The 23,083-nt window shown below is 66.4% G+C and carries 28 protein-coding genes; 13 read left to right on the forward strand and 15 right to left on the reverse strand.

Annotated elements, in window-relative coordinates; all coding sequences use genetic code 11:
• Both B141_RS53150 and B141_RS53155 read right to left on the reverse strand, forming a co-directional pair.
• Positions 1-133: transposase (locus B141_RS53150; protein ID WP_157181554.1), on the reverse strand; the 133-nt coding region annotated here is incomplete at its 3' end.
• Positions 72-365: an integrase core domain-containing protein gene (locus tag B141_RS53155; protein WP_084678738.1), complete on the reverse strand. Its 294-nt coding sequence runs from the start codon at positions 363-365 to the stop codon at positions 72-74. The genes B141_RS53150 and B141_RS53155, both read right to left, overlap by 62 nt.
• Positions 366-445: 80 nt before the next feature.
• Between B141_RS53155 and B141_RS51080 the strand changes: the two genes are divergently transcribed.
• The gene (locus tag B141_RS51080) at positions 446-793 is read left to right on the forward strand and encodes a hypothetical protein (protein WP_202806043.1); all 348 of its coding nucleotides are present in this window, start codon (positions 446-448) and stop codon (positions 791-793) included.
• 100 nt (positions 794-893) lie between these two features.
• Here B141_RS51080 and B141_RS52485 read toward each other — a convergent pair whose 3' ends face one another.
• Together B141_RS52485 and B141_RS50075 are read right to left on the reverse strand one after the other, a co-directional pair.
• Complete coding sequence (locus B141_RS52485; protein WP_337587620.1) at positions 894-1,622, reverse strand: tyrosine-type recombinase/integrase; 729 nt, start codon at positions 1,620-1,622, stop codon at positions 894-896.
• Between the two features lie 235 nt (positions 1,623-1,857).
• Positions 1,858-2,025 (reverse strand): TetR family transcriptional regulator, encoded by a 168-nt coding sequence (locus tag B141_RS50075; RefSeq protein WP_020579990.1) that lies wholly within the window; start codon positions 2,023-2,025, stop codon positions 1,858-1,860.
• Between the two features lie 178 nt (positions 2,026-2,203).
• On the opposite strand from B141_RS50075, the gene B141_RS50080 reads away from it, so the two are divergent.
• From B141_RS50080 to B141_RS0135830, 4 genes are all read left to right on the forward strand, one after another.
• On the forward strand, positions 2,204-2,347 hold the full coding sequence (locus tag B141_RS50080) for a hypothetical protein (protein WP_020579991.1): 144 nt from the start codon (positions 2,204-2,206) through the stop codon (positions 2,345-2,347).
• A 310-nt stretch (positions 2,348-2,657) separates the two neighbouring features.
• Complete coding sequence (locus B141_RS44655) at positions 2,658-2,882, forward strand: holin (RefSeq protein ID WP_020579992.1); 225 nt, start codon at positions 2,658-2,660, stop codon at positions 2,880-2,882.
• Positions 2,883-3,337: 455 nt separating this feature from the next.
• A complete protein-coding gene (locus B141_RS44660) occupies positions 3,338-3,820 on the forward strand; it encodes a sigma-70 family RNA polymerase sigma factor family protein (protein WP_237742898.1) in 483 nt (160 codons plus the stop codon).
• 55 nt (positions 3,821-3,875) lie between these two features.
• Positions 3,876-4,637 carry a GNAT family N-acetyltransferase gene (locus B141_RS0135830; protein ID WP_020579994.1) on the forward strand — a complete coding sequence of 254 codons (762 nt, stop codon included), beginning with the start codon at positions 3,876-3,878 and terminating at the stop codon, positions 4,635-4,637.
• Between the two features lie 597 nt (positions 4,638-5,234).
• Here B141_RS0135830 and B141_RS48395 read toward each other — a convergent pair.
• Positions 5,235-5,342, reverse strand: a complete 108-nt coding sequence (locus B141_RS48395; RefSeq protein ID WP_020579995.1) for a helix-turn-helix domain-containing protein — start codon at positions 5,340-5,342, stop codon at positions 5,235-5,237.
• A gap of 982 nt (positions 5,343-6,324) precedes the next feature.
• Between B141_RS48395 and B141_RS0135840 the strand changes: the two genes are divergently transcribed.
• Positions 6,325-7,473, forward strand: coding sequence for a hypothetical protein (locus B141_RS0135840; protein ID WP_020579996.1), 1,149 nt, complete (start codon positions 6,325-6,327; stop codon positions 7,471-7,473).
• Positions 7,474-7,809: 336 nt separating this feature from the next.
• On the opposite strand, the gene B141_RS48400 is transcribed toward B141_RS0135840, so the two are convergent.
• On the reverse strand, positions 7,810-8,070 hold the full coding sequence (locus B141_RS48400; RefSeq protein ID WP_084678740.1) for a substrate-binding domain-containing protein: 261 nt from the start codon (positions 8,068-8,070) through the stop codon (positions 7,810-7,812).
• 711 nt (positions 8,071-8,781) lie between these two features.
• On the opposite strand from B141_RS48400, the gene B141_RS44665 reads away from it, so the two are divergent.
• A complete protein-coding gene (locus tag B141_RS44665) occupies positions 8,782-10,077 on the forward strand; it encodes an ISL3 family transposase (protein WP_202806044.1) in 1,296 nt (431 codons plus the stop codon).
• The gene (locus tag B141_RS51090; protein WP_237742900.1) at positions 9,999-10,367 is read left to right on the forward strand and encodes a transposase; all 369 of its coding nucleotides are present in this window, start codon (positions 9,999-10,001) and stop codon (positions 10,365-10,367) included. The genes B141_RS44665 and B141_RS51090 overlap by 79 nt, the downstream gene beginning before the upstream one ends.
• 573 nt (positions 10,368-10,940) lie before the next feature.
• Here the strand turns inward: B141_RS51090 and B141_RS44670 are convergent.
• Positions 10,941-11,903, reverse strand: a complete 963-nt coding sequence (locus B141_RS44670; RefSeq protein WP_157181556.1) for a LysR family transcriptional regulator — start codon at positions 11,901-11,903, stop codon at positions 10,941-10,943.
• A gap of 121 nt (positions 11,904-12,024) precedes the next feature.
• On the opposite strand from B141_RS44670, the gene B141_RS0135860 reads away from it, so the two are divergent.
• Positions 12,025-12,633 carry a dihydrofolate reductase family protein gene (locus B141_RS0135860; protein ID WP_020580000.1) on the forward strand — a complete coding sequence of 203 codons (609 nt, stop codon included), beginning with the start codon at positions 12,025-12,027 and terminating at the stop codon, positions 12,631-12,633.
• A gap of 843 nt (positions 12,634-13,476) precedes the next feature.
• Here the strand turns inward: B141_RS0135860 and B141_RS52005 are convergent.
• Positions 13,477-14,163 (reverse strand): MerR family transcriptional regulator, encoded by a 687-nt coding sequence (locus B141_RS52005; protein ID WP_020580002.1) that lies wholly within the window; start codon positions 14,161-14,163, stop codon positions 13,477-13,479.
• A 389-nt stretch (positions 14,164-14,552) separates the two neighbouring features.
• On the opposite strand from B141_RS52005, the gene B141_RS0135880 reads away from it, so the two are divergent.
• Positions 14,553-15,170 carry a hypothetical protein gene (locus B141_RS0135880; RefSeq protein WP_020580003.1) on the forward strand — a complete coding sequence of 206 codons (618 nt, stop codon included), beginning with the start codon at positions 14,553-14,555 and terminating at the stop codon, positions 15,168-15,170.
• On the opposite strand, the gene B141_RS0135885 is transcribed toward B141_RS0135880, so the two are convergent.
• On the reverse strand, positions 15,145-15,693 hold the full coding sequence (locus tag B141_RS0135885; protein WP_020580004.1) for a dihydrofolate reductase family protein: 549 nt from the start codon (positions 15,691-15,693) through the stop codon (positions 15,145-15,147). The two genes, B141_RS0135880 and B141_RS0135885, sit on opposite strands and share 26 nt — an antisense overlap.
• A gap of 54 nt (positions 15,694-15,747) precedes the next feature.
• Positions 15,748-16,272 (reverse strand): cupin domain-containing protein, encoded by a 525-nt coding sequence (locus B141_RS0135890; RefSeq protein ID WP_051114288.1) that lies wholly within the window; start codon positions 16,270-16,272, stop codon positions 15,748-15,750.
• An 82-nt stretch (positions 16,273-16,354) separates the two neighbouring features.
• Here B141_RS0135890 and B141_RS0135895 point away from each other — a divergent pair, with 82 nt between their 5' ends.
• Positions 16,355-16,942 carry a MarR family winged helix-turn-helix transcriptional regulator gene (locus B141_RS0135895; protein WP_020580006.1) on the forward strand — a complete coding sequence of 196 codons (588 nt, stop codon included), beginning with the start codon at positions 16,355-16,357 and terminating at the stop codon, positions 16,940-16,942.
• A gap of 353 nt (positions 16,943-17,295) precedes the next feature.
• Here the strand turns inward: B141_RS0135895 and B141_RS0135900 are convergent, their stop codons facing one another.
• From B141_RS0135900 to B141_RS0135915, 4 genes are all read right to left on the reverse strand, one after another.
• Entirely contained in the window at positions 17,296-17,478 is a 183-nt protein-coding gene (locus B141_RS0135900; RefSeq protein WP_020580007.1) for a hypothetical protein, read from the reverse strand.
• A gap of 224 nt (positions 17,479-17,702) precedes the next feature.
• Positions 17,703-18,059, reverse strand: coding sequence for a hypothetical protein (locus B141_RS44675; RefSeq protein WP_020580008.1), 357 nt, complete (start codon positions 18,057-18,059; stop codon positions 17,703-17,705).
• Positions 18,059-19,138, reverse strand: coding sequence for a tyrosine-type recombinase/integrase (locus B141_RS46935; protein ID WP_020580009.1), 1,080 nt, complete (start codon positions 19,136-19,138; stop codon positions 18,059-18,061). Before B141_RS46935 ends, B141_RS44675 begins: the two co-directional genes overlap by 1 nt.
• Positions 19,138-19,329, reverse strand: coding sequence for a helix-turn-helix domain-containing protein (locus B141_RS0135915; protein ID WP_020580010.1), 192 nt, complete (start codon positions 19,327-19,329; stop codon positions 19,138-19,140). Before B141_RS0135915 ends, B141_RS46935 begins: the two co-directional genes overlap by 1 nt.
• A gap of 684 nt (positions 19,330-20,013) precedes the next feature.
• Here B141_RS0135915 and B141_RS50090 point away from each other — a divergent pair.
• Positions 20,014-20,562, forward strand: a complete 549-nt coding sequence (locus tag B141_RS50090) for a VOC family protein (RefSeq protein ID WP_157181557.1) — start codon at positions 20,014-20,016, stop codon at positions 20,560-20,562.
• A gap of 580 nt (positions 20,563-21,142) precedes the next feature.
• Complete coding sequence (locus B141_RS0135930; protein WP_020580013.1) at positions 21,143-22,549, forward strand: IS1380 family transposase; 1,407 nt, start codon at positions 21,143-21,145, stop codon at positions 22,547-22,549.
• A 339-nt stretch (positions 22,550-22,888) separates the two neighbouring features.
• Here B141_RS0135930 and B141_RS0135935 read toward each other — a convergent pair.
• On the reverse strand, positions 22,889-23,083 hold a 195-nt coding region (locus B141_RS0135935), incomplete at its 5' end, for a hypothetical protein (RefSeq protein ID WP_026257892.1).

Raw genomic sequence — 23,083 nt, forward strand, 5'->3', positions numbered from 1 at the left:
CGATCTCGCGAGCTACCTCTGCCACCTTCCGCGACTGATCGATCACAGCCTTCGCCGCCTCTTCCTTAAACTCAGGAGAAAACGACCGCCGAGCCTTCGACATCCAGACACCCTTCCCATCTATTCCGGACATACTCTAGTGGGGCCGCAATCCGGAAAGAACGGGGCAGGTCAGCGGCCTTGGTGTGGCCGGTTCGGTGAGTGTAGTGAAGCTGTTCTACCTGGTGGGGTGTCAGATCGTCGAGGGCTTCGTGGGGGCGTTCGGTGTTGAACCAGTGCATCCATTCCTGGGTCGCGATTTCGACGTGCTCCAGGTTGGGCCATGGCCCGTCTGGGCGGATGAGTTCGGTCTTGTACAGGCCGATCTGGGACTCGGCGAGGGCGTTGTCGTAGGCTTAACCAGTGCGGCGACGTCCTCGGTGAGGGTGATCGTGGAGCGGTTCTTGTGCTGTTCGACGAGCTCGCGGGCGGCGCTGTTGCGATAGAGCGTGGTGCGGCCGAGGCCGGTCCGGGCCGCGACTTCGGTGAACGTGACGGTGTGCCCGGAAGTGTGGAGCTCGTTGCAGGCTTGGCGAATGCGGGTGAGAATGTCGGTGTTGGTCATCCGGCGGCCTCGGCGTTGCTGATCAGGGTGTCCAGTCGGGCGATGAGTTTGCAGTGTCGTTCGGCTTCGCTGATCCAGCCGCGGGCGTCGGCGGCCATGGACTGGGCCTCGACGCGCTGGGCTGCCAGGATCGGCAGCGAGCTGGCGTCGGTGTGGAAACTTGGGCAGTGTTCGCAGATGTTGGCGTAGGTGCAGGCGCCCTGAGCGGGTGCACGCAGACAGAATCCTCCAGCGAGGCGGGACTTGATCAGCGGGGTGTTTTTCCAATCTCTGCCACCGGTGATGTCGGTCAGCGGCAGATTCGTCTTGCCGGCTTGGGAATCCCGGATTGTTGTTTGGCCAGGGTGAGAGCCTTTTCGTACTCGTTGCGGACGGTGCTGTCAAACAGCCGCCCGTAGCGCAGGCTCATCTCGGCCGAGACGTGCCCGAGCAACGCCATCAGTGATTGCAGGGAAACTCCGGCGTTGACCAGCGCGGTGGCGTAGGTATGACGGAGCTGGTGCGGGGTAATCTGGCCCAGTCCGGCTCGTTCGGCCGCACGTCGCGGTTCTGCCCGGACAGCGTTGGAGGACAAGCGTTTGCCGTGGTGGGTGAACAAGAACTGTGCCCGGCGGCGGTAACGTGGGTGCGGCAACGGTCGGCCTGCGGTGCGGATCTCGACGATGTGGTCGATCAGATCCAGGATCGGCTCGTCGAGCGGCCACCATCCGTTCGGTGTCCATCGACTCGGGGGCGCCGGACGGCCTCGAACGCCTCGTCGGCCGGTCGCGCGCCACGCTGCTCGTCGCCCTCGAGCACCACGGGACTTACAGCCACGACCGGCATGGCCCTGGGGTCCGTCGGCGGCCACCTCAAGGTGCTCCTCGCCGCGGGCGTCGTCCTCCGGCTCCGCCGCGGGCGCCCCGGGCGGGTAGTTCTCCCCATGTACGTGTGCCGGGTGCGCCCCTACGGTCGGGCTCGGGCAGGAGCAACTGCCCCACCACCACGGAACACGCGGCTCGGCTCCGGCCACGAGCACGTGGATCGAGGCTATCTATCCTGGCGGCCGTATCTGCGGTGCCAACAAGATCATTGGGGACCGGAGCGCGGCAGCACATCTGTATACCTTGTTTGAGGAGGTGCGGCCGCAGCGGCGAGCTGTGTCGGTGCTGCGGGATATGGTCGCGCGGCTGGTAGGGCCGATGGGGTGCGAACGCTGGGATGTGTTGGTGTCGGGCTGTCAGCCGGAGCGGGCCCGCCTCGAGCGCCGGTAGTCACTCGGCCGGACTTGGTGGTGGCGGGTGAACGCCACGCTGAGCGCGTACGCGTTCGTCGAAGTGCCGGGCGAACGCCGCGCGCGACGATCCGACCTTGGTCGCGAGCTCGCCTACAGTCCAAGCATGCGCGGCGTTGTCGTGCATGAGTCGGAGCGCATCGCCCACGAGCGGGTCGGTACGGGCTGCGTACCACGACGGAGGTCGCGCGTCCGGGCGGGCGAACCACGCTCGCAGCGCGCGGATGAGGAGGAGGTCCAGCAGCCGGTCGAGGACAGGCCCGTTGACCGGGCTCGTCGCGGGCGACGTCGGCGGCCACGAGGGCGAGGGGTGAGTCGGCGAGCTCGTGCCCGGCGACGGGGCACAGGTCGACGAGTCGCACAAGGCCGCCGCGTCCCAGGTCCCCAAGCCGCGCGACGACCGCACGCCAACCGCCGAGGAGATCGGCGCGGTCGTCGACCAGGTGGTTGCCGACGTGTCCGCCGGGTGAGGCCTGCGAGGGCGAGCCTGGCAGGGACGACGAGCCAGGCAGCGATGCGCCGCCCATTGCAGACGAGCAGATCGACGCACGACTGGCTGCCTACTGTGTCGCCCGCAACGACTGCAGCGGGCCACCCGTGCGAGCCGGCAGGGAAGGGGCTGACGGAAAGCCCTGCACCACTTACCGATGCACCCGATCCAGACGGCGACCAAACAACCCGTGTGAGGTCGCCGAGCCGTCGCCATGACCCTGACGCTACAGCGCTCGACGGGCAGAAGGACTGCTTCGTGCGAGCCGCGCTCGACACCAGGGCAGGCTGATGCTGTTCACCAAGGCCTCCTGGCGGGCCGCCGGCGAGCGGGCTATCAGAACGCTCGAGCAGGCGCTCCTCGCGGTTCTCGGCGCGAACGCGACCGGTCTGCTCGACGCGCCGTGGGTCGGCTCCCTGTCGGCCGCTTTCCTCTCGCTGCTGACATCGGTCTCGTTCGGCGGGATCGTGTCACGCGGGCCGTCGCTCGGTGGGGAGCGGCTGCCCCGCGAGTAGCCTGAAATCGCGGCGCACACCGAAACGCCGCGGCCCCACCTAGGGTCAGGGGTCGGGGCGCTTCTTCGCGTTAGGGCGACTCCGGGGATTCGGTTACTGCTTTTGGTGGTACGTAACTTGTCAGATCTGCTTCCCCTCGAAGTCGATCCCTGGCCCCGGGCCGGGACCCCGCAGCTGTTCACCCTGTCCCGCCCGGGGCCGACAAAGCGCCCCCGATCCATCCCGAGTCGGGGGCGCCGTGGAGCACACCCTCAGCGCACGCTCGGGCCCGGTACGGACGTTGACCTGCGCAAACAGCCTCGGCCGGCATATTTCCTGCTACAGCCTCAGCGCCAGCGGCAACCAGAAGCGTCCCGGCCGATCCTCCATTGGGCCGGGGCGCCCTTTGTAGATCCACGAAAACCGTCCCGGTGTTCGACAGCGGTTCGATGGGAGGCGCTGCGCGACGCGCTGCCGTGCAAGGAGGTCTGGGTGGTCGGCGCTCACTCCTTTCGCGACCCGGAGGAGGACTTGCCCGCCAGCTGGCCTTTTCCGCCCGCCGTCGCATCTGCGCCGCGCAGGCTCACACCACTCCGGCAACTCAGCGCGCCGACATCGTCAGGGACTTCAAACAGGCATGGGAAGCCAAGGACATCAACGCCCTCATCGGCCTCCTCGACCCCGACGCCACGGCGATCGGCGACGGCGGCGGACTCGTCAGCGCCGAGCTCCGCCCGGTCGGAGGCGCCGAGCAGATCGCGCGCACCCTAGTCAATATCGCCGGTAGGGCATCCGACCTGACGATTCTGGAGCGTATGCTCAACGGCCAGCCCGGCCTGGTGGCGCAGCTGGATGGGGTCACCGTGACGGTGATGGCGTTCGACGTCGCCGGCGACCGGATCAAGCACATCTGGGCGGTACGCAACCCTGACAAGCTGCGGTCCTGGACGACCGGCTGACGCTTCTCCATACCCCGGGGGGCGCTCCAGGCAACGAGAAGGAACCAATACCACCATGACGATCGGAACGAACACCGTCGACCAGCTCGCCCTCCTCGCTGAGGCGCCACTGCGCCAGGCCCGCAACTCCGCTGCTTTCTGGGCCGCGACCGGTCGGGCCCGTGGCCACGAAGTGATCCGCCGCCGCAGTTTCCTCGCTGTCGCCGGTGACGAGCGCGCGGGCCTGCGCGTCCTGATTCAGGAGCCCGACCTCGGCGCCGACGAGGTGGCCGAGATCACCGAGCTGGCGAGCCGTGCCACAGGCCCGGTGGACGCCGAGGACCCGTTCAGCTCGACCGATCTGAGCCACCTGGACATGCGTAGCTGGCAAATGCCTGTGATGCTGCGCCAGCCCGGCCCCGTGGCCGAACCGGCGATGGACGTGAGCCGGGTGCGGAACGAGGAGGACCTGCGCGCGGCCGAACGTGCCGTGATCGCAAGCTTCGAGCTGGCCAGGTTCGAACCCTATCTGGGCGGCGAGGTGTTCCCTATGGCCCTGATCGAGCAGCCGGGTGTGGACGTGTTCATCGCGCATCTTGACGGTGAGGTCGCCGGGGCGTGCGTCACCGTCGTGGCGAACGGGTTCGGCAGCCATTACTGGGTCGGAACCCTGTCGGCTTTCCGTTCCCGTGGCGTGGGGCGGGCGGTCATGCTGGGGTCCCTCGCTCATCTGGTGGACCGGCCGGTCACGCTCACGGCTTCGCGGCTGGGTAGGCTGCTGTACGAGTCCCTCGGCTTCAACGCAGCGACGGCTTCGACCTGGTGGTCCTCGCGATAACGCTCGGGCACTCGGGCATGCACGCACGTGGCCGCGATGCGCGCGCTGTTGTAGCTGGGGCCTGACCGATCCTTGCCCTCGCTCGCCGCTGGTGCTCCGGTCCCCGAACTAGACCACCAGCTGCAGTAGATTTCCGGCGCAGGGCCTTCAGTTGGGGCCGTCGACGTCTTCGGAATTGTCGAACCCAGGATCTGTAACGGCGAAATGGTGCTCCTGGGTGACGACGGTCGTCCCGACTTCCACGCTCTCCGGGGTCGCTTGGGAGCCCGTTCCGGTCGCGCTGGTCGAAACGCACCCGGGCCAAGCTGCCATCGTGTTGGCCCACCGGTAGCCGTCTGGGAGGAATCAACGTCAACACTGGTGTCGGCGACAGCTGGTCACAGCATCCGCTGGGGCAACTCATCGAGGCAACTCGGCAACGGCTCTGACCGGCCGTATCACCGCCGAAGCTGACCCCGTCCAGCGCCGCCGTACACACGGAACCCTGCCCACCCGATCAATCAACCCGGACGTCACCAACCATGGCGCGTCGCACCGACCAGCGACCAAGATCGTTCTCAGCACTAACGGCTGTACCGCTGTATCAAGCCCGTCCTCCTACGCCGAGACCGGCTTGTCGGGATCGAGGTGGCGGTAGATCGTGGCGCGGCTGACGCCAAGCCGGTCAGCGATCTGCTGGACGGTGTAGCGGCGCTTGGCCGTCATCGCCCTTCATCTCGTACAGCGCGCGGGCCGTCTCCACGCCGTGGGACAGACCGGGAATGCACCTTACGACGTACAACTGCTGACCCCGGGCGGAAGGACGATCACCTGCGCAACGGGTCTCCCTGCTCATCTTCGCCGACCAGGTGAAACGACGTCCGCCACTGGCGTCATCTCGTAGGCCGGGATCTCCGCGGCCAGGCAGTAGAAGGCGTACGCCTAGCTAGGCTCGTCTGTCTGTTCCCGCTCGCGCGCTCTCTTCGACCGCATGTAGTCGCGCATGTAGCCCCGCACGTGATTAGGGTTCTGCTCCCTCCATTTAGCGATTCGTTCGCGCTGGCAGGCACGGCAACGCCACACGTTCCCGTACATCGCCCATTCCGTTGGATTGTGGCCATGACGGCACCGCCTCGCCGGTCTAGGTCGGCCATTGTCACTATTGGTCATGCCCCACATGCTAGACGGGCGGAATTACTTACATTCATTCGCCTTGAAAGGTCTCTCATTTCTGCCTATCCACCAAACGATGACCGCAATAACGACAACGCGATACTGCGGCACAACCGATCCGGGCGATATCTCCCTCTAATTACCATCACTTCCGCAGCTGGACGGCTTGCGTTACTAACATCTGCGTCGTACCGTTAGTAACGCACGTCGCAGGTAGCCCTCGTAGGGGAGCGGCGCACGCGCGCCGCCACGGGATGGGAGCGGGAAGCTCGGCCGAACCACCGAGGCCCGGGATCCACGGGGCCCGACCCTCACGTCCCCTTCGTTTATCTGCCATTACCGTGACCGGCACCCAAACAGCTTCGACTCTCGCTGCGGACGTCCGGTCTCGTCGATATCCCCACCGCTGATGTCCTCGCAATCGCGAGCGCATAAGGAACAACTGCATAACAATTGGACAGTGAAGACGCCTGAAGGACGAGCAAAACTTGTCCAGGGAGGCCGAGAAGCCCGCGAGGGCGGAACGGAACCAAGCATGGTTCAACAACTCAACGGGGCGAACGTCATCTACGGAGCCGCTGTCACCCCTTATCCTGGCACTGGCCGGACCTACGCCCAAGAAGTCGCGCAGCACAACGTCGACTGTGGCCATGAGATGAAGATGCTGCGCACCTACGACAGTGGTCGCCCCCTTTACTGGACCACCAGGTCCGGATCGAGCAGCACGATCCCTGCCACCCCTGGCTGGGAGACCCGGGCCAGCTGGCACAGCATGAAGCCAGACGCAGAAGATATGGCCGCCGGTGCGCTTGACGCCTGGGCCACCGCCTACCTCAACTCCATCCCAATCACCGGCGTGCCACGCTTCCTGACCATCTGGCACGAGCCGGAGAGCAAGGTGAGGGACGGGGTATTCACGGCCAGCACCTGGAAGAACGCCTGCTACCGGTTCGGCCAGATCGTGCGCTCGGTGGGCCACCCTGATGTGACGTACGGCCCGATATTCGCGTCAAAGTTCACGCTCACCAACGCCACATACCACGTACCGGCCATCATGGCATCGAACTCCACGCCACTGTTCAGCGTCAGCGACTTCGTGGGCTGGAACCCCTACCACGAGGCGTCGAGCTTCGGCACTTACAACCCTGCCCTCTACACCCCCGAGTATTACTTCGATGACATCAACGCCTGGATGAACTCCAACGCTCCCGACATTCCGATGGCGTTCGGAGAAACGGGGTTCGTACCCAACCCATCCGATGTCAACGCCCGAGCGGACTGGCTCAACGCGGTAGCCACCTGGGTCGAGACCCACCAGCTCCTGGCCTGCTGCTACTTCGACGCATCCGTCTCGACACCCTGGTGGCTGCGCCGCACCGCCGCCTCCACCGCCCTCGACGCAGCCTCCGCAACCTGCTGGGGCGAGAAGTACACCCGATTGGGGAACACCATGCGCATGGTCACCGTCAACGTCATTACTGACGGGAATGGCTATTTCACCTATCTCGACCCGCTGGACTTCACCAACGTCGTCGCCTCCGCCAACCAACCCCAAGGCGGAACGAACAACGTCCAGGCCATCTCAGCCCGCAAGTCAGCCGCCAAGACCGTCACCGGCCGAGCCACCAACGTCGCCGGAGCAGTCACGAACGCCACCATCACCATCAACCTGATCCTCGGCTAGGGCGTGTTTCAAAGTCGCGGCCGACCGGCCGGCCCGCCCGGCCCGATGCTGTCGCCGGCAGGCTCCTCCGGTCCCGCGGTGCTGACGTAGCGGAACAGCCTCCGTGGTCCAGATCCCAGCCAGCGGGCAGAGTGCCCTGGCGCTCTCGACGAATCCGTCGTCCTCGCCCGTCACTTCGACCAGGTCGCCCGCCTCCAGCGGCGGGTCGCGAGTCGCGTTCGTCGAGGATGTACGCACATGTGCCGACGGGCCATAGGGCATTGGCGAGGAGGAACTCCGCACGCTCCGAGCGCCGTGCGGTCTTCACGATCCTTGTCTGTCGCTCAGTACAGAGACCTACCCGGCGCCTTGTTGGGCCGCTTCGTACATCATCTTGGCCACGGTGGAAGGCGCGGGGTGGCGAAATTGATGAATTCCATCCCCGTCGGCGCCGATGACCGCGAGGTCGTCGGGCAGGCGTACCTGTCGTGAGCGGGCTTCGGCGAGGACGCCGATCGCCATGCGGTCCCCGCCAACGAAGATGGCAGTCGGTGGGGTTCGGAGCCGACAGGAGGCTTCCGGTCGCCCGCGTTCCGCTGTCCTCGAAGCCATCCCCATGCTCCATCATGGGCACGAAGCCCGAGGCGGCGTAGAAGTCGAGATAGGTGCGACGCCGCTCCATGGCGTTCCAACTGTCCTTCGTGCCAGCGATGTGAGCGATGCGGTGTGCCCGAGACGGGCGAGATGGTGTAGGGCGAGCAAGGATCCGCTGTAGTCGTCAGTGTTGACGGTGCCGATGCCGGACTCGTCGGTGACGCCTGAGTTGACGGCCACGACGGGGAGTCGGACCTCGCGGAGCGCCATTTCCGGACGGTCCCGTGCATGGACTCCTAAGCTTTGATGCGATGACGGAGCGGGGCCTCCGCTTGTCGACGATCAAATAATTCCCCAGAATCGGCGATTTCCGATCACGATCTTCGGCTCTGGCCCAAATTGCGTGAAACTGGCCACGGACGGTGACGATCTTAGGAGGCGCCGGTCTTTGGCGAGACTTCCGTTCGCTGTGATCAGCTGTAGATTTCGATCTTTGTGCCGGGACTGTGCGTGAGCGGTTGTGGTGTATTGCTGAATTCTTGTAATAACCAAGTCTTGACCTTGTCGCGCGCGTGTTAACAGGACAAGGAAAGCCCTTCTTGTGGAGATTCGATTTCGACCAAGAAAACGGACTCCGCAAGAAGGGCAGTTCGATTGTACCTTTCGTTGTCCCGGCTGCTGCCGCATTTGGCCGGCCTCGTCGATGTCAGTGTCGAACGGGTCGAGTCACGGTTAGTGCTCTTTGGACGATCGGCCAGCGGGCAGGCTGAGTGCCCGCGGTGCGGGACGGCGGCGGTGCGGGTGCACAGCTGCTACTCGCGTCGGCTGGCCGACGCCGCGGTAGCGGGGTCGCCGGTAGTGATCAAGCTGCAGGTGCGGCGTTTCTTCTGCGGCGTGGATGCGTGCCCGGCAAAGACGTTCGCCGAGCAGATTCCCGGACTGACTACCCGATACGCGCGGCGTACCCCGTTACTGAGCAAGCTTTTAGAAACGATCGCGATCGCCCTGGCTGGTCGGGCCGGCGCCCGGCTGGCCACCCGCCTAGGGGTTCCGGTCGGCCGGTCCACGCTGCTGCGCTTGATCCGAGCCATACCCGACCCACAGATCGGCAACGTCGCCGTGCTCGGCGTCGACGACTTCGCGCTGCGTCGCGGACACGTCTACGGCACGGTCCTGGTGGACATGGACACCCACAGACCCCTCGACCTGCTGCCCGACCGCGAAGCAGACACCTTCGCTGACTGGCTTGCCGAGCATCCCGGCACCAAGGTGATCTGCCGAGACCGAGCCGGCGCCTACGCCGAAGGCGGCCGCACCGGTGCGCCCGAGGCGATCCAGGTCGCCGACCGCTGGCACTTGTGGCACAACCTCGCCAAGCACGTCGAGAAGACCGTCGCCGCCCATCGCGGTTGTCTCACCCCACTCCCCGCTGGCGACAACGACTCACAGACCGAGGACCAGGCCGAGGAGGATATTCGGCAACCTGCGCCTGTGCCGGTCATGGCGGCCGAACAGCCACTCGACCACGCTCCGGACCAATCATTCGACGCAACGCTTGACGTGTGTGGGCGCCAGCGGCGCCTCGTCACCCGCACACAGGAACGCTACGCCGCTGTCTGCGACCTGCTGGCCAAAGGCGAGTCCCTGGCGGGGATCTGCCGCACCCTGGGGCTGGACCGCAAGACCGTGCAACGATTCGCCCGCGCTACCAGCCTCGACGAACTGGTGGTGAAGGCCACCAACCGTGCCAGCAAGCTCGATCCGTTCAAGCCCTACCTGCACCAGCGGTGGAACCAAGGCTGCACCGACATCCCCACCCTGCGGAACTGCAGGCCCGAGGCTGGTCGGGCAGCGTGCAAACCGTCCGCCGCTACCTCCGGCCGTTCCGCCACCACGCCGTTGCGCCGCCAACAACACCCCCAGTACCGAAACCCCGGCAGATCACCCGCTGGATCCTCACCCACCCCGACCACCTCGACACCGATCAGCACACCAAACTCGACGAAGCACAGTCGCACTGCCCCGAGCTGAAGATGACCGCGACGCACGTGTCGACTTTCGCCGAGATCATGGCCCATCTCCACGGCGACAAAGACCGGCTGGAAGCCTGGATGAGCAACGTCGACGCCGACAATCTCCCGCACCTACATTCCTTCACCACCGGCCTACGCCGCGACCTTCAAGCCGTCATCAACGGGCTCACCACACGCTTCAACTCCGGACCAGTCGAAGGCAACATCAACAAGATCAAATACCTCAAACGGCAAATGTTCGGCCGCGCGAACTTCGACCTCCTCCGAAAACGAGTCCTACTCGCATGACACCCACCGACGACACGGACCGTAACGTTTCACGCAATTTGGGCCAGAGCCCGATCTTCCCCACCCAGCCAGTCACAAGGCTCCTCATGGGGACGACGACCGGACCACTCCACGAGGAGAACCCGCCGTCAGCCACGAGCCGAGGGGCTGTGCCCGGGCGGGCAGGAGCCGTATGCGTCGTGGGCCTCTATCTCTACCGGGTGGACCTCGCCAAACCGAGCCGAGTCCCGTCCCCGGCCCAGCGTGAGGCGCTGGAAAAGGCACTCGCCGCTCCGCCGCTGGTGCCGAGCCTGCCGCCGCGACGTGGGTTACTGCGTGTCCCGGAAGCTCGGGCCCTGCGGTGGTGACTGCGCGACCACTGGCGCGCCGTGGATGGCGGTGGCCTGCGCGTAGACCACGACGGGTGCCCCGCGAGCTGCGTCCGCTCGTACGGCTCGCCCTCCAAGAGGGCTGGCGACTCGACACGACAGGCGGAACGCACCTGCGCCTCACCTCCCCCAGCTGCGCCGTCGTCTACTTCGGCGGCTCCCCGTCCGACCGGCGGGCCTGGCTGAACGTGCTGTGCGGGCGGGCTCAGCTTGGGGACGAGGGAATGCCTGGAAGGTCGATCTCGGGAATCCAGTCGCTGTCGGGATGGTGGGCAAGCCAGCCCTCGTCGTCGCCTGTCTTTTCGACGAAGCCGAGGAGCTGTGGAAGGCTCGGATGCCGATCGCCGTCGCGCCACACCAGTGACCACGGGAAGCACGGCTGCGGCCGGAGCCGGGCCATGCGGACCTCCACGTCGGCGGGCACGGGCCAGTCGCTATCGATCAGCATGCACGCGGTCGGATCCGAGCCGAGCATGTGGAGCATGTGATCCAGTCCCAGCTTGTGGCCTCCGGTGTCCAGCACCATTCCGAAATGCTCGGCGAACTGGCGATAAAACCCCATCACCTCCGGGGAAGTCGCTGTGGCGGGCATCCACAGGCGTTCGCGCCGTAGCTCGTCGACCTGGATGACCGCGGCGCCGGCGAGGCGGTGTGCTGTGGAAAGCCCGATCGCGCCCCGCGCCAGGTATACCGGCCGACTCCTCAGCCGAGCCCGCCATGGTCGGGCCAAGTCGTGGACGTGGCCGAAGGCGGCATCGATCTCCCCACGCTCCAGCGCGCCGGCGGCCGCTCTCAGGCTCCGGCGCATGCTGACTTCGACCAGCAGGGCAGGGTATTCACGGGTCAGACGGGAAACCAGGCGCAGTGGTGCGTGCACCTGTCCCATACGTCGATGCGCAGCGGCCGCGAGTTCGAGCGGGCCGCTGCTGCTGCGTCGGCGGCAATGATCAGCTCGCGGGCGTACGGCAGGAATCGAGCCCCTGCCACGCTCAGCTCCACACCGTGCTTGCCTCGTACGAAACAGCGGCTCACCGATGGTCTGCTCCAAGCGTTGGATCCGTTTGGACAGCGCCTGCTGGGTAACGAAGAGCGTTGCCGCGGCCCGACCGAAGTGTCGCCGCTCGGCCACCGCAATGAACCCGCGTACTTGAGCCAGGTCGGGATCCACGCTCGCTGACCTTAGGCGACAACCGATGTTGTCAACTTGCGCCAAGGATCTGTTGGACCCGTGCCCCCCTGCTGCGGTGTCCTAGACTCCCAACCGACCAGTACGCGAGAAGGAGTGGGCGATGGCGAGCAGGCTGGTGGTTTCGACTTCCTTGTCGTTGGACGGTGTGATGCAGGCTCCCGCCGGACCGGGCGAGGACGACTCCGGCGGTTTCCGGCAGGGTGGATGGATGGCGCCGCACGTGGACGAGGGGTTCGGCCAAGTCATGGGCGATGTGTTCGGGCGGGCCGACTCCATGCTGCTGGGGCGCCGATCGTACGACATCCTGGCCTCCTACTGGCCGAACGTGCCCGAGGCAGACGGTGCCGAGCAGATCAACGGCATGCGAAAGTACGTGACCACGCGGTCTCCGATGACCGCTGAGTGGCAGAACACCGAGGTTCTGGTGGGTGAGGCCGCCCAGACGATCGCCGATCTGAAGGAACGTACCGACCAGGTGATCCTCGTCCAGGGCAGCAGCGACCTGCTCAGCACGCTGCAGAAGGCCGAACTGGTCGACGAGTACCACCTGCTGGTCTTCCCCGTCGTCCTCGGTCAGGGCAAGCGCCTGTTCGCCGACGGAACCACCCCCGCCGGATTGGAACTCATCAAGTCGACCACCACCAAGACCGGCGTTGTCTATAGCGCCTACGAGCACGCGGGCAAGCCCTCCTACGGTTCCGCCGTGTAGCAGCGCGATACGGACGAACACCCAGCCATGTGACGCCGACGGGAGTCGCCTGACTCGCGGCTCCCCGCATCCCGGCTGAGCCGCTCGCTTAACCGGCGCCCCCTTGGAATTACTCATCTAGCCGCCGTGTGCCGCGCCGGGTACGTCACAACAGCCTCACAGCCAGGCGAACCAGCCACCACGGGGTACGACGGAGCGGTCTGGGGTCCAGCGAGCCGCCGTCGAAGGATTCGCAGACGAGTCGACAGTCCGCCGGATCCGCACGACGTTCGCTGGCACTGGCCTACTCGTTGCCGTCCATCCGGTGCGCCGACCATGGGAACGTGCCGCCGCGACAAGGATCATCCCCGTCACCCTCAGACGGCCCCGGACTCCCGAAGCTGTCATCGGACGCAAGGTGGTGAGGTGGCTGGTTCCTGGTTCGCCCGATCTCGGTGGCTCGCGTTGTCTGCGGGCTATGGGGAGACGCGCATGCCGGGAAAGTGGGCAACGACCTTGCGCCAGGCGTCCTTGCCTGCCTCGAACCCGGTGGAGGTGAGACTCGACATGAGCCGCCGGCTGAGTCTCAGCGGCACCGCCGGAAGCCAGTAAAAGAACAGGCCCACCACCAGGGTCAAGTGCGCTAAACGGCGTTCTCGGACACGCGCGCCGCCGCAGCGCGGTAGCGGGCTATGCCCGCCAGGGTGAGCACGGCCAGGATGGTCATCTCTGTCTTTGCCACGATCTGGCCGGGCAGGAATTCGAGCGATCCGAAGGCCAGGTACAGAAACAGGCAGGATTCGACCAGCAGCAGGCCAACGACGTTGGATGCGGCGACAGCGACGACGAAGCCGCGTCGGCGGTCTACACCGAGTCCTGAACGTCCACCAGCTCCGCGAGGTGGGCCCGGGAGTTCGGGCAGGTCGCGATGTCCTCGTGCGAGCAGTTCAGCCCGGCCTCGAGGAGATCGAGCGCCGACCGCAGCGCTGCCATCCTGGCCTGCAGCGCGCGGCGGTTGCGGCGCAGCACGTCCTTGCGTGCGGCGGTGTGGATCGAGGTGAGGAACTCCCGGATGTCCGGAAGCGGCAGGCCGGCCTGCTTCGCGCGCACGATCAACGCCACCCGGAACAGGTCGTCGCGGGTGTAGCGGCGGCGGCCGCCCTCGACGCGGGCGGGGGAGAGCAGGTCCACTGACTCCCAGTGGCGCAGTACGTGCGCCGGCAGGCCGAAATGGTCAGCCACCTGGCCGATCGTCATCGAGCTTGACTTCATGTCGACATTAGGTCTCACCACGGCGGGCATGTCCAGTCTCTTGCTGTCCTCGATGCCGGCGACGCGCAGCCCGCGGCCGTCGAGCTGCGCGCACGTTCCTACGAGTTGCTCGGCGACCTCGACCCCGAGATGATCGCCGTGGCCCGGGAGCGCTGGCCAGCCGGCGAGTTCCACGTCGGCGATGCCTGCGAGCTGCTGCTCGACGCCGGGTTCACCGACCCGGTCGTCGAGGTGCGCGGCGTTGTGCTCACCGACGACACCGCGCTCGCCCTGCTGCACCGGATCACCGACGAGGAGAACTGGCTCGCCAGGCCGAGCGCTTCCGCACGAACCGGATCTTCGTCGCGGTGCCGATGTTCCTCGTCGCCGCGCAGGGCAGCGTCAAGCTCGGGTCGAAGCGCGTTGTCGGGGGGCGATTTCCCTTCCGCACCATGGAAGTCGCCCCCAGTTCTCTCACCGGTTTCCGAGCTGTTGATCTTTGGTCATGTGTCGCCCGGCCACCGCACATCACCGGAACATCAGGGAGAGAGAAGGAGCTGGCGACCGCGCCACGTGGTCGCGGACGTGCCACCGGCCCTCGGACGAGACGTCGTTTACGGCAGGCGGGTGTCGACAAACGACCGATTACCGACACTCCACGGGTCTGGTGAGATGACCCGACCCCAGACTTGGAAGAGATCAACCGCCTCACCGCGATCGAGCGGGCCACCATCAACACGCTGCTGGATCAGGTCAACCATGACTACGAGAGCCGTTCCCGGTACGTCAGCGCGGACCGGCTGCGCAAGATGCTCCGCGACTACATCGAATACCGTCTGGGCGCCGTAGGCATCCACCCCGCGGTGTACTTCGTGCACCGCCGACACGCCCCTACCCTGGCCGCTCTGCGCGCCTTGGCAGCCCGATTCTCCGGTGAGGTGACCCGCATCCCGCTGCCCGATGTCGCCGAGGTGCGGCAGATGGTGGACGGCGCGTTCGGGGCCAAGGCCCAGGCCGACCTTGTGTCGCTGGCCTGCGACATCGCCCGCGCCCGGGCCGACCCCAAGGGCTTCCCGGTGCGCAAGCTCGACCAGCGCTACCACGCGGTGCGGCAGGCCGCCGAGGAGTATCAGGCCACTCTGGATACCGGACCTACGAGTCGTACCCGCGAGCGGCGGCGCGGGACGAGCTGTCGGCAAGCAAGCCGGGGGCTCCAGCCGGTCCGTGCCGGGGGTCTGCGGACGGGAGATCGCAGACCCCCGGCGATGACGCTCGCGACGCTCAGTCGGAGGCCGGCTTGTAGGTGAGGACCGTGACGCCGGAGGTGAAAGTGGTGGTGTCGGCGAGTTCGATGCCGGTGACGCTTTCGGGGCGGAACAGCGGCTCGCCCCGGCCCTTGAGGACGGGGTAGATCCAGACCCGGTACTCGTCGAGCAGTCCGGCCGTGGCCAGGTGGTCGGTGAGGTGGCCGTTGCCCCAGATGAGGATGTCGCCGCCGTCCTGCTCCTTGAGCTTGGTGATCTGAGCGGTGAGGTCGTCGCCCGGGACGACGACGGTCGGGTTCCATGCGGCGGTGTCGACCGGCTGGGAGGCCACCACGTACTTGGTTATGGCATTGACGTGGTCGGAGTAGGGGTTGCCGCCCATGTTCGGCCAGGCCTGAGCCATGCCTTCGTAGGTGATGCGGCCCAGCAGCAGCGCGTCGCAGCCGGTGGTCAGGGCCAAGGCGTAGGCCATGGCGTCCTCGCTGTTGTAGCTCAGGGACCACTCGTGCGGGTTGTCGATGAAGCCGTCGAGCGTGGTGTAGGTGGAAGCGATGATCTTTCGCATGATGTCTCCCTAGGAGTGCGTTGCAGGTAGATGTCGGTGGGGTGGGCGGTGCGGTCAGGCGGTTGCGCGAGTCCGGCGCCACGGAGTGCTGTCGACGAAGTGGGTGTCGAAGCGCTCTTGGACGGCCAGCAGCTCCCGGGGGTCGGCGCGGCCGCGGCGGACGCGGTCCAGCAGGCGGAAGTAGGCGAACCGCTCCACGCCCGGGGTGATCATGATCAGAACGTCGGCGCCTGATCCGGGAGCGGCCGCGAAGGCGTGGACGGTGTGCGGCGGGACCACGAGGGTGTCGCCGGCCTCGACGTCCACGGTCTCCTCGCCCACCAGGACCTGCAGCCGCCCGTCCAGGATGAAGAACATCTCGGCCGAGCCGCGGTGGTAGTGCGGGGTCGCGCCGTCCCTACCCCGCCCCAAAGTGGTGCGACTGACTCCCAGCAGGCCACCGGTGGCCGACGCGTCGGCCAGCAGCGCGATGGTGTCGGGCTCCGCACCGAGCAACTCGGCGTCCTGCAGGCGTATCACCAGAGGACTGAACCCCGGCTGCTCGTCCGGAGGCGGCCACGGCGTGTGTGTCTCTCTCACGACGGAGATAATTCCACGCCAGACAGTACGATGTCAAACTATACGTCGGTGGTTGTATTCGACCTCGAACTACAATGAGGGCATGAGCACCTCAGACACGCACGACCACACCCCGGCTTCTACCTCGGCCGGCACCACTCCCCTCAATCCACCCGTGAACAGTCCGGCAGCCGCCCCGGACGCGGTGGACGCGGTGGTCGACGCCTGGCGGCGGGAACGCCCGGACCTGGACCTGACCGCGATCGCGGTGGTCGGCCGACTAGGTCGCGTGAACCTTCTCCTTGGCCCCGCCCAGGAGCAGGTGTTCACCGAGTTCAGCCTGCAACGCGGCGAGTTCGACGTCCTAGCGGCGTTGCGCCGCTCTGGCGCCCCGTACGCCCTCAGCCCTTCACAGCTGTCTGACCTGCTGATGCTCTCCCGAGCGGGGATGACCAACCGTCTTGACCGGCTGGAGTCCGCCGGAATGATCGAACGCACCCTGGACAGTGCCGACCGGCGCAGCTTCCAGATCCGGCTCACCGACCAGGGCTACGCCACCGTCGACGCCGCCATGACTCAGCACACCGCCAACGTCACCACCCTGCTGGCCGACCTCACACCCCGGGAACTGACCAGCCTGGACACCCTGGCGCGCAAACTCCTACACCACCTGACCGACCCCGTCCGGTGAATTCCAGCAGCAGCGGGGCATGGCATGGCACTGCACTCCACCTGCCCCGGCGGCGGCATCGCCGGCGTCCCGCACAGCATCGCCGTCTTCAGACTCCCGATCAAGGACGCCCCTCCGGTAGCGACCCATCCCTCGTTTGCGGCTGGTGACACGTCCTTTAACGGCACCCGCACCTACCCAGGCTGACCGGCGCGTACCTCCACAGCCGTACGACCGGAGCCTCCATAGCGCCCGCTGCTCCTGCAGGCCGATCCAGTGCAGGGGAGCGCCCGGCCAGGTCGGGGGGAGCGGCATGGATCAGCGCCCGTATCCGGTCCTTGACTACGTCTTGGTCCAGGTCGGGGTCCACGTTCTCATGCGTCCAGCGCGGTCGCCACGGCGGCCGGGAGCAGTCGGTCGATCGTTTTGCGACCTTTGCCTCGTACCCGGATGACGGCGTACCCGTGAACGACGGGCGAGGAGGCAGAGCGGCTCGGCGACGAGAGCGCCAGGACCGCGAGGCGGAAGGCCCAGCCTTCGCGCAGAACCGCTTGCATGCGTTTCGCCAGCGTCTATCGCAGGTTCGGAAGCCTCGAAGACTTCGAAGCCGAGATCGCTGTGCTTCGCCGGCGTACCGACGCTGAACCACACGGACCTGTTGAAGCTGAAGTGCCCCATCTCAGACTGTGCTGCACGGCTCGACGAAAGTCGCCTACATGTGCTTGTGGCCGGCCCCGTAGCAGGTCACGCCCGGGCGCCTCTGGGGTGTCGGCCACCTGCACTAGTGTCCCTCGTCTTCCCCAGGGCTTGTGTTCACTTGGTCGGGCCTCGGCTTGTTGTTGCTGGACTGGCTGAGGTCGAGCTGGATCAGTGGACGGTCTCGTACGTGGCTCAGAAATGGATCATCGGCCGGCTCGTCCCACGCTTCGCGGCTTGTCCGGTGAATGTGGACGTCGAAGCCGAGCCGGTCGCGGGCCTGGCGTTCAAGAGTGTCTAGGTCGTCGAGGTCTGCCGTACCGACGACCAGCACGTCCAGGTCTGCGGGAACCGGCCCCGGTTCGCCGGCATGTCGGGCTGCCCATGATCCGTAGATGAACGCCTCGTCCACGCCTGAGACGCCCGCGAGTAGTTCGGTCATCACCGGCAGGCGACGACATGGACCGGCGTTCCGCGCAGGAGGAACGTGGTCGCGTGGAGGTGCCGCAGGTCGTGAAGCCGAGCGCGCGGAAGAGGTACAGCCGGCTTCGTCTCTGAGCCCTTCGGCTCGTTGTACGCCTTGATCAGCTTCGTCATGAGCTGCGACACCGTGTCGGGATAGAGCGGAAGTCCGAGCCCCGTCGCGAACACGAAGTCACCTCCGGCCCATGCCTCGCCAGCGAGAAGCTGCTCCTCAGCCTGCCGCTTACGATGCGCCCGGAGCACCCTCGCGGTGCCAGCATCGATCGGCACCGTGCGGCCACGCCCGCCCTTCGGTGACCCCTGTACCCGGCCTCCGTCGATCACGTCCGCCGAGGTCCGAAACGTCACCGCCCGAGAGTCGAGATCGACGTCTGCCCACCGCAGGTTGAGCAGTTCGCCGCGACGAGCACCGGTGAACGCCGCCAGGTGGAAGAACGCGTACAGGCGATGCTGCTGCGCGACGCCAAGGAAGAGCCGCAATTGGCTGGCATCCCAAACGGTTCCAGGTGCGTCGCGGTGCGTCTTCTTCGGCCGCTTGGCACGTTCAGCGGGGTTCACAGCCAGCACCTCGTCGACCTGCACGGCGTCGTTGAACGCCTTCCGTAGAACGGCGTGGACGTAATCAACAGTCCGCTGCGACAGCGGCCTACCACCCTCGCCACCGGATTCGAGGAGATCGCGGTAGAGCTTCGACAATGTAGCGGGACGTACGGCCTGCAGCCGCATTCCACCAATACGCGGCTTCACGTACACGCGGATGTTGTCCCGATAGCCAGCGAGCGTCTTAGGCTTGATCTCAACCGCGTGAGCCTCGATCCACGCATCGAGATACTCGCTGACCGTGAGGCGATTCCGATCGACGTACTCACCGCGCCTCGCCTTGACCCGTGCCTCGTCGCGGGCGGCCTTTGCAGCGTCCTCGGTGTCGAAACCTCCGACCCACCTGGGCTTGCTTACGCCTGTCTCGGGATCGGTGACGCGAATGACGTAGGACCATTTCCTGCCACGCCTCATGATCCCGTCTTTGAGCATGCCCATCAGGCGGCCGCCTCCTCGTGGCCGACGTTGAGGGACGCGACGTAGGCCCGCAAGTCGTCGACGCGGATCCGGCGAGCGCGGTCGATACGGACCGAGGGAAGGACGCCGGCCTTGATCAGTTCGTAGACCTTTGCTCGACTGAGGCTCAGTCGTTGAGCGGCTTCGGGGACCCGTAGTAGGAGCTTTTCCATGCCTGCGTTTCCTCCCGTTGTCGTGCGGCCTGCTGGGTTGCTGAATTAGCGTCGGCTGGTCCTGCCCTTCGTTTGGCGTCCTCGTATTGGGTTCGCCATCGGTTTCGTTCGGCGATTGTGTGGGCGATGACGGCGGTGTAGGTCGGCACGTCTTCCAGGTCGAGGGGGCGCCACAGGTAGCGGGGTTGTCCGTCGTCGCCGAGGATGGTTGCCGAACAGCGGTCGGTGTCTTCGATGTCGATGCCGGCGGTTCGAGGACGGTGCGGACGGCGGTGAACCCACGTCATCACGACGCCGGGTGGAACGAACCCGCCGCGCGGACTCCTCTCCGTCGTCGTCTTCGTTCTCGTCGTTGTCGTCCTGGTCCTCCTCGTCGGGTTGGGTGGGTACGGGGAGGGCGGGTTCTTCCTCGAATCGAGGCAGAGGGCCTGGTAACCCCGGTGCGCAGACGCGGCACGGTCGTTCGACCTCGCCCGCCGATGCGAAGACTCGGTGTCGAGCGGTACGCCAAGAGCAAGTGGAAGTTCGGGAACGTCGTTGCTTTTGGCGCCGACCGGGAAGCCTCGGGGCGGGCCTGGAGGCCGACCGACCAGACGAACACGGTCCGCCAGATTGATGCTGACGAGGAGATCGCCGAAGCGCTCTCGGTGCCCGTTGGCTCCCCTGTCGACGAGCGTCAGCGGCTTGTCCGCGCGCACGGGTCGGGTGGTGGTGCGGCGGACGGCGCCGACGTCGAGCTCGATGGCCAGGATGGTGTCGGAGAACGTCGTCGACGAGTGCGAGTACAGTCTGGCGGTGTCGGGCTTGAGGACGCATGGCGCCTCATCGCAACGAGGGGCTGGGGAGACATTGAACCGACGTCCGAGGATCGAGTTCACCAAGCTCGCGCCCGTGCTCAATGTCCGGGACTTGATGAGCGAGCGACGCTTCTACGAGGCTCTCGGCCTCCCCGTCATCTACGAGGGACCCGAGTACCCAGACTTCATCGCCTTCGGCACCAACTCCGTGGACTTCGGCATTCAGAAGGCCCACACGGACAACGACCCACCCAGTGTGCTCACATGGCAGATCGGCGTCTCCGACATCGACGCCGCGATCGCCGTCTGCGATGACCACGGCCTGGACTACACCGTGGACGTGCAAACACCTAGGCACGACTGGGTGTATCGCCGCCTACTGTTGACCTCGCCCAGTGGCTATCGAGTCGCGCTCGAGGGTCCAACGGAAACCTAGTCCTCGCGGTCACGCTCGGGCCGCGCCGCGGTGTTTGCCTTGTGCCAGCGATGTACCGTCGCCCAGTGCACCCCGATCGACGCGGCGACCTCCGCAACATCACCACGCCCAAGACCGCGCGAACGTGCCCGGGCGTTGCTCGGCGACCGACAAGACAACCACGCCAATCCCGGCCTCCCCGCGCTGCCCGACGCCCCACGAAGACGCCGCCGCTCAGAATGGCCGAAGCCACTCAGTGTCAAGCATGTGGTGGCACACGAGTGTCAAGCATCAGGTGGCACAGGACACCCGGATTGGCCCTGCGTTGCTGAGTTGACCTCTCTTAGATCAAGGCGCCGCTGACGCGGCGCAGCCGCCGCCCGGCCGCCCTGCGGGCGGCGCGACGGTAAGGTGGCCGTGGCTGAGGTAGTCGCCGGACCGTCAGGCTTTACCCACCTCCCTCGGGTCGGGTCCCTAAGCCCGGATCCACCGATGGGCGGGGTGTGGTGAGCGGGTCGTGACGCGAGAATGCCCTTGCGTGTTGGGATGATCGGTCTTGTCGAAGGAACGATCGTGGACCAACACGAAGGGCATCTGTGGGATGCAACTCTCTCACACGCTCGCCGCGACGTCTGCGGTGTTCGACGAGCCGAATCTGGTGTCGTCGGCGGGACTGGCCCCGGTGATGGCGTTGGCGGAGTCGGCAGGCCTGCATGACCTGGCCGATACGCACTTGAGCGTGCCGACCGATAAGGGCGCCAACGCCGGGTCGAAGGTCGCGTCGCTGGTGGGCGGGATGGTCGCCGGTGCGGACAGCATCGACGACATGGCCCTGCTCCGCCACGGTGGGATGGGCCGCGTTTTCACCGGCATCTACGCGCCGTCGACGCTGGGTTCGTTTCTGCGCTCGTTCACTTTCGGCCACGTCCGCCAACTCGACGCGATCGCCTCCAGGTTCCTCACCCGGCTCGCCGGCCAGGCGCCATTGCTGGAGGCGGACCGGACGGAGAACGAGGAAGCCATGGTCGATGTCGACGACACGATCATCGAGGTCCACGGCTACGCCAAACAGGGCGCTGGGTTCGGCTACTCCGGGGTGCGGGGCCTGAACGCCCTCCTGGCCACCCTCACCCGGCCTGGTTCGGCGCCAGTGATCGTGGCGCAGCGGCTACGCAAGGGCTCCACCGGTTCTCCACGCGGCGCGAAACGGCTGGTCACCGACGCACTGAAGACCGTCCGGGCACTGTCGTCGGACACGCCGCTGGTGCGGGCGGACTCGGCGTTCTACGGCCGCCCCACCATTGGTGCGGCCGTCACCGCGGGGGCGCACGTGTCAGTCACCGTCCGCCTGGACACGACCGTGAAGAAGGCCATCGCCTCCATCGATGAGTCCGCGTGGCAGACCATCGAATACACCGACGCCGTCTACGACGAGACCACCGACCAGTGGATCTCCCGGGCCGAGGTCGCCGAGATTGGGTTCACCGCGTTCAGCGGGCGCAAGAAGGCCGACCAGGTGCCCGGCCGGCTGGTGGTCCGCCGGATCCCCGACCTGCACGCCACACCCGCACAGGCACTCGGCCAAGACGCGCTATTCGACACCTGGCGGTTCCACGCCTTCTTCACCACCGTGCCCGACCAGGCAATGAACACCGTGACTGTGGACAAGACCCACCGCAACCACGCGATCATCGAACAAGTCCACGCTGACCTGAAGAACTCTGCCCTCGCGCACCTGCCCTCAGGAAGGTTCGCCGCGAACGCGGCCTGGCTCGTCCTGGCGGTCATGGCGTTCAACCTCACCCGCGCCGCCGCCACCCTCACCGGCCCCACACCCGCCAGAGCGACCACCGCGACCATCCGCCGCAAGCTGATCGCCGTCCCCGCACGCCTGGCGACCTCCGCCCGACAGATGACCCTTCACCTGCCGGCCGCATGGCCATGGCAAACCGCGTGGACCCGACTGTTCACCCACACCTGCGGCCCACCAACCCCAGCAACGACCTGACCACCCAGCCTCAACGGCGCAACCCCGGACCCCAACGTGGACACCCTGGCAACCAGGCCAGGCACCACCCCATGCCCCGACTACAACCCGCCCGCCAAAGCCACCCCGCAACGATCAACCACAGCTCATCGGTGGATCTGGGCTAAGACCGGGGGCCGCCTCGGGCCACAACGGGCAGGCCCAGCAACCCGCTCGAGCCGCGGAAGCTTACGGCCCCCGGTCTGCGCGACCCGATGCAGGACACCGGGCAAACCCTGCCGTTCCTCGGCGGCTCGCCCATGCGATAAGCGGTCGCGCAGGAGTCAATCCGCCAGGCGAGAAGGCGATCGAGTAGCTGTGCTACCGCTCTGGTCCGCTCAGCAGTCGGTCCCGGCCGGCTTCGACGCCGGGGGGAAAACCCGTCACGTGGTAGTGGCGCAAATACCAGAGCCCGTGGAGGAGCCAGAGCGCACGGTAGGTGCGGTCGTTCGGGGACTCGAACAACGAGGGGTCGCCATAGCCGGCCTGTATCCACTCGACCGGGAAGCGCGTCCC

Source organism: Actinopolymorpha alba DSM 45243, assembly GCF_000373925.1.
Lineage (GTDB): Bacteria > Actinomycetota > Actinomycetes > Propionibacteriales > Actinopolymorphaceae > Actinopolymorpha > Actinopolymorpha alba.

Excerpts from the sequence above, each read along its gene's own strand:
- B141_RS48400 (WP_084678740.1), bottom strand. The coding sequence starts at position 8,070 with ATGGGGATGGCTTCGAGGACAGCGGAACGCGGGCGACCGGAAGCCTCC.
- B141_RS0135930 (WP_020580013.1), top strand. The coding sequence starts at position 21,143 with ATGCAACTCTCTCACACGCTCGCCGCGACGTCTGCGGTGTTCGACGAG.
- B141_RS46935 (WP_020580009.1), bottom strand. The coding sequence starts at position 19,138 with ATGGGCATGCTCAAAGACGGGATCATGAGGCGTGGCAGGAAATGGTCC.
- B141_RS0135900 (WP_020580007.1), bottom strand. The coding sequence starts at position 17,478 with ATGCAAGCGGTTCTGCGCGAAGGCTGGGCCTTCCGCCTCGCGGTCCTG.
- B141_RS0135860 (WP_020580000.1), top strand. The coding sequence starts at position 12,025 with ATGGCGAGCAGGCTGGTGGTTTCGACTTCCTTGTCGTTGGACGGTGTG.
- B141_RS44655 (WP_020579992.1), top strand. The coding sequence starts at position 2,658 with ATGCTGTTCACCAAGGCCTCCTGGCGGGCCGCCGGCGAGCGGGCTATC.
- B141_RS44675 (WP_020580008.1), bottom strand. The coding sequence starts at position 18,059 with ATGACCGAACTACTCGCGGGCGTCTCAGGCGTGGACGAGGCGTTCATC.
- B141_RS0135840 (WP_020579996.1), top strand. The coding sequence starts at position 6,325 with ATGGTTCAACAACTCAACGGGGCGAACGTCATCTACGGAGCCGCTGTC.
- B141_RS48395 (WP_020579995.1), bottom strand. The coding sequence starts at position 5,342 with ATGACGGCCAAGCGCCGCTACACCGTCCAGCAGATCGCTGACCGGCTT.
- B141_RS0135830 (WP_020579994.1), top strand. The coding sequence starts at position 3,876 with ATGACGATCGGAACGAACACCGTCGACCAGCTCGCCCTCCTCGCTGAG.
- B141_RS0135885 (WP_020580004.1), bottom strand. The coding sequence starts at position 15,693 with ATGCGAAAGATCATCGCTTCCACCTACACCACGCTCGACGGCTTCATC.
- B141_RS0135915 (WP_020580010.1), bottom strand. The coding sequence starts at position 19,329 with ATGGAAAAGCTCCTACTACGGGTCCCCGAAGCCGCTCAACGACTGAGC.
- B141_RS0135895 (WP_020580006.1), top strand. The coding sequence starts at position 16,355 with ATGAGCACCTCAGACACGCACGACCACACCCCGGCTTCTACCTCGGCC.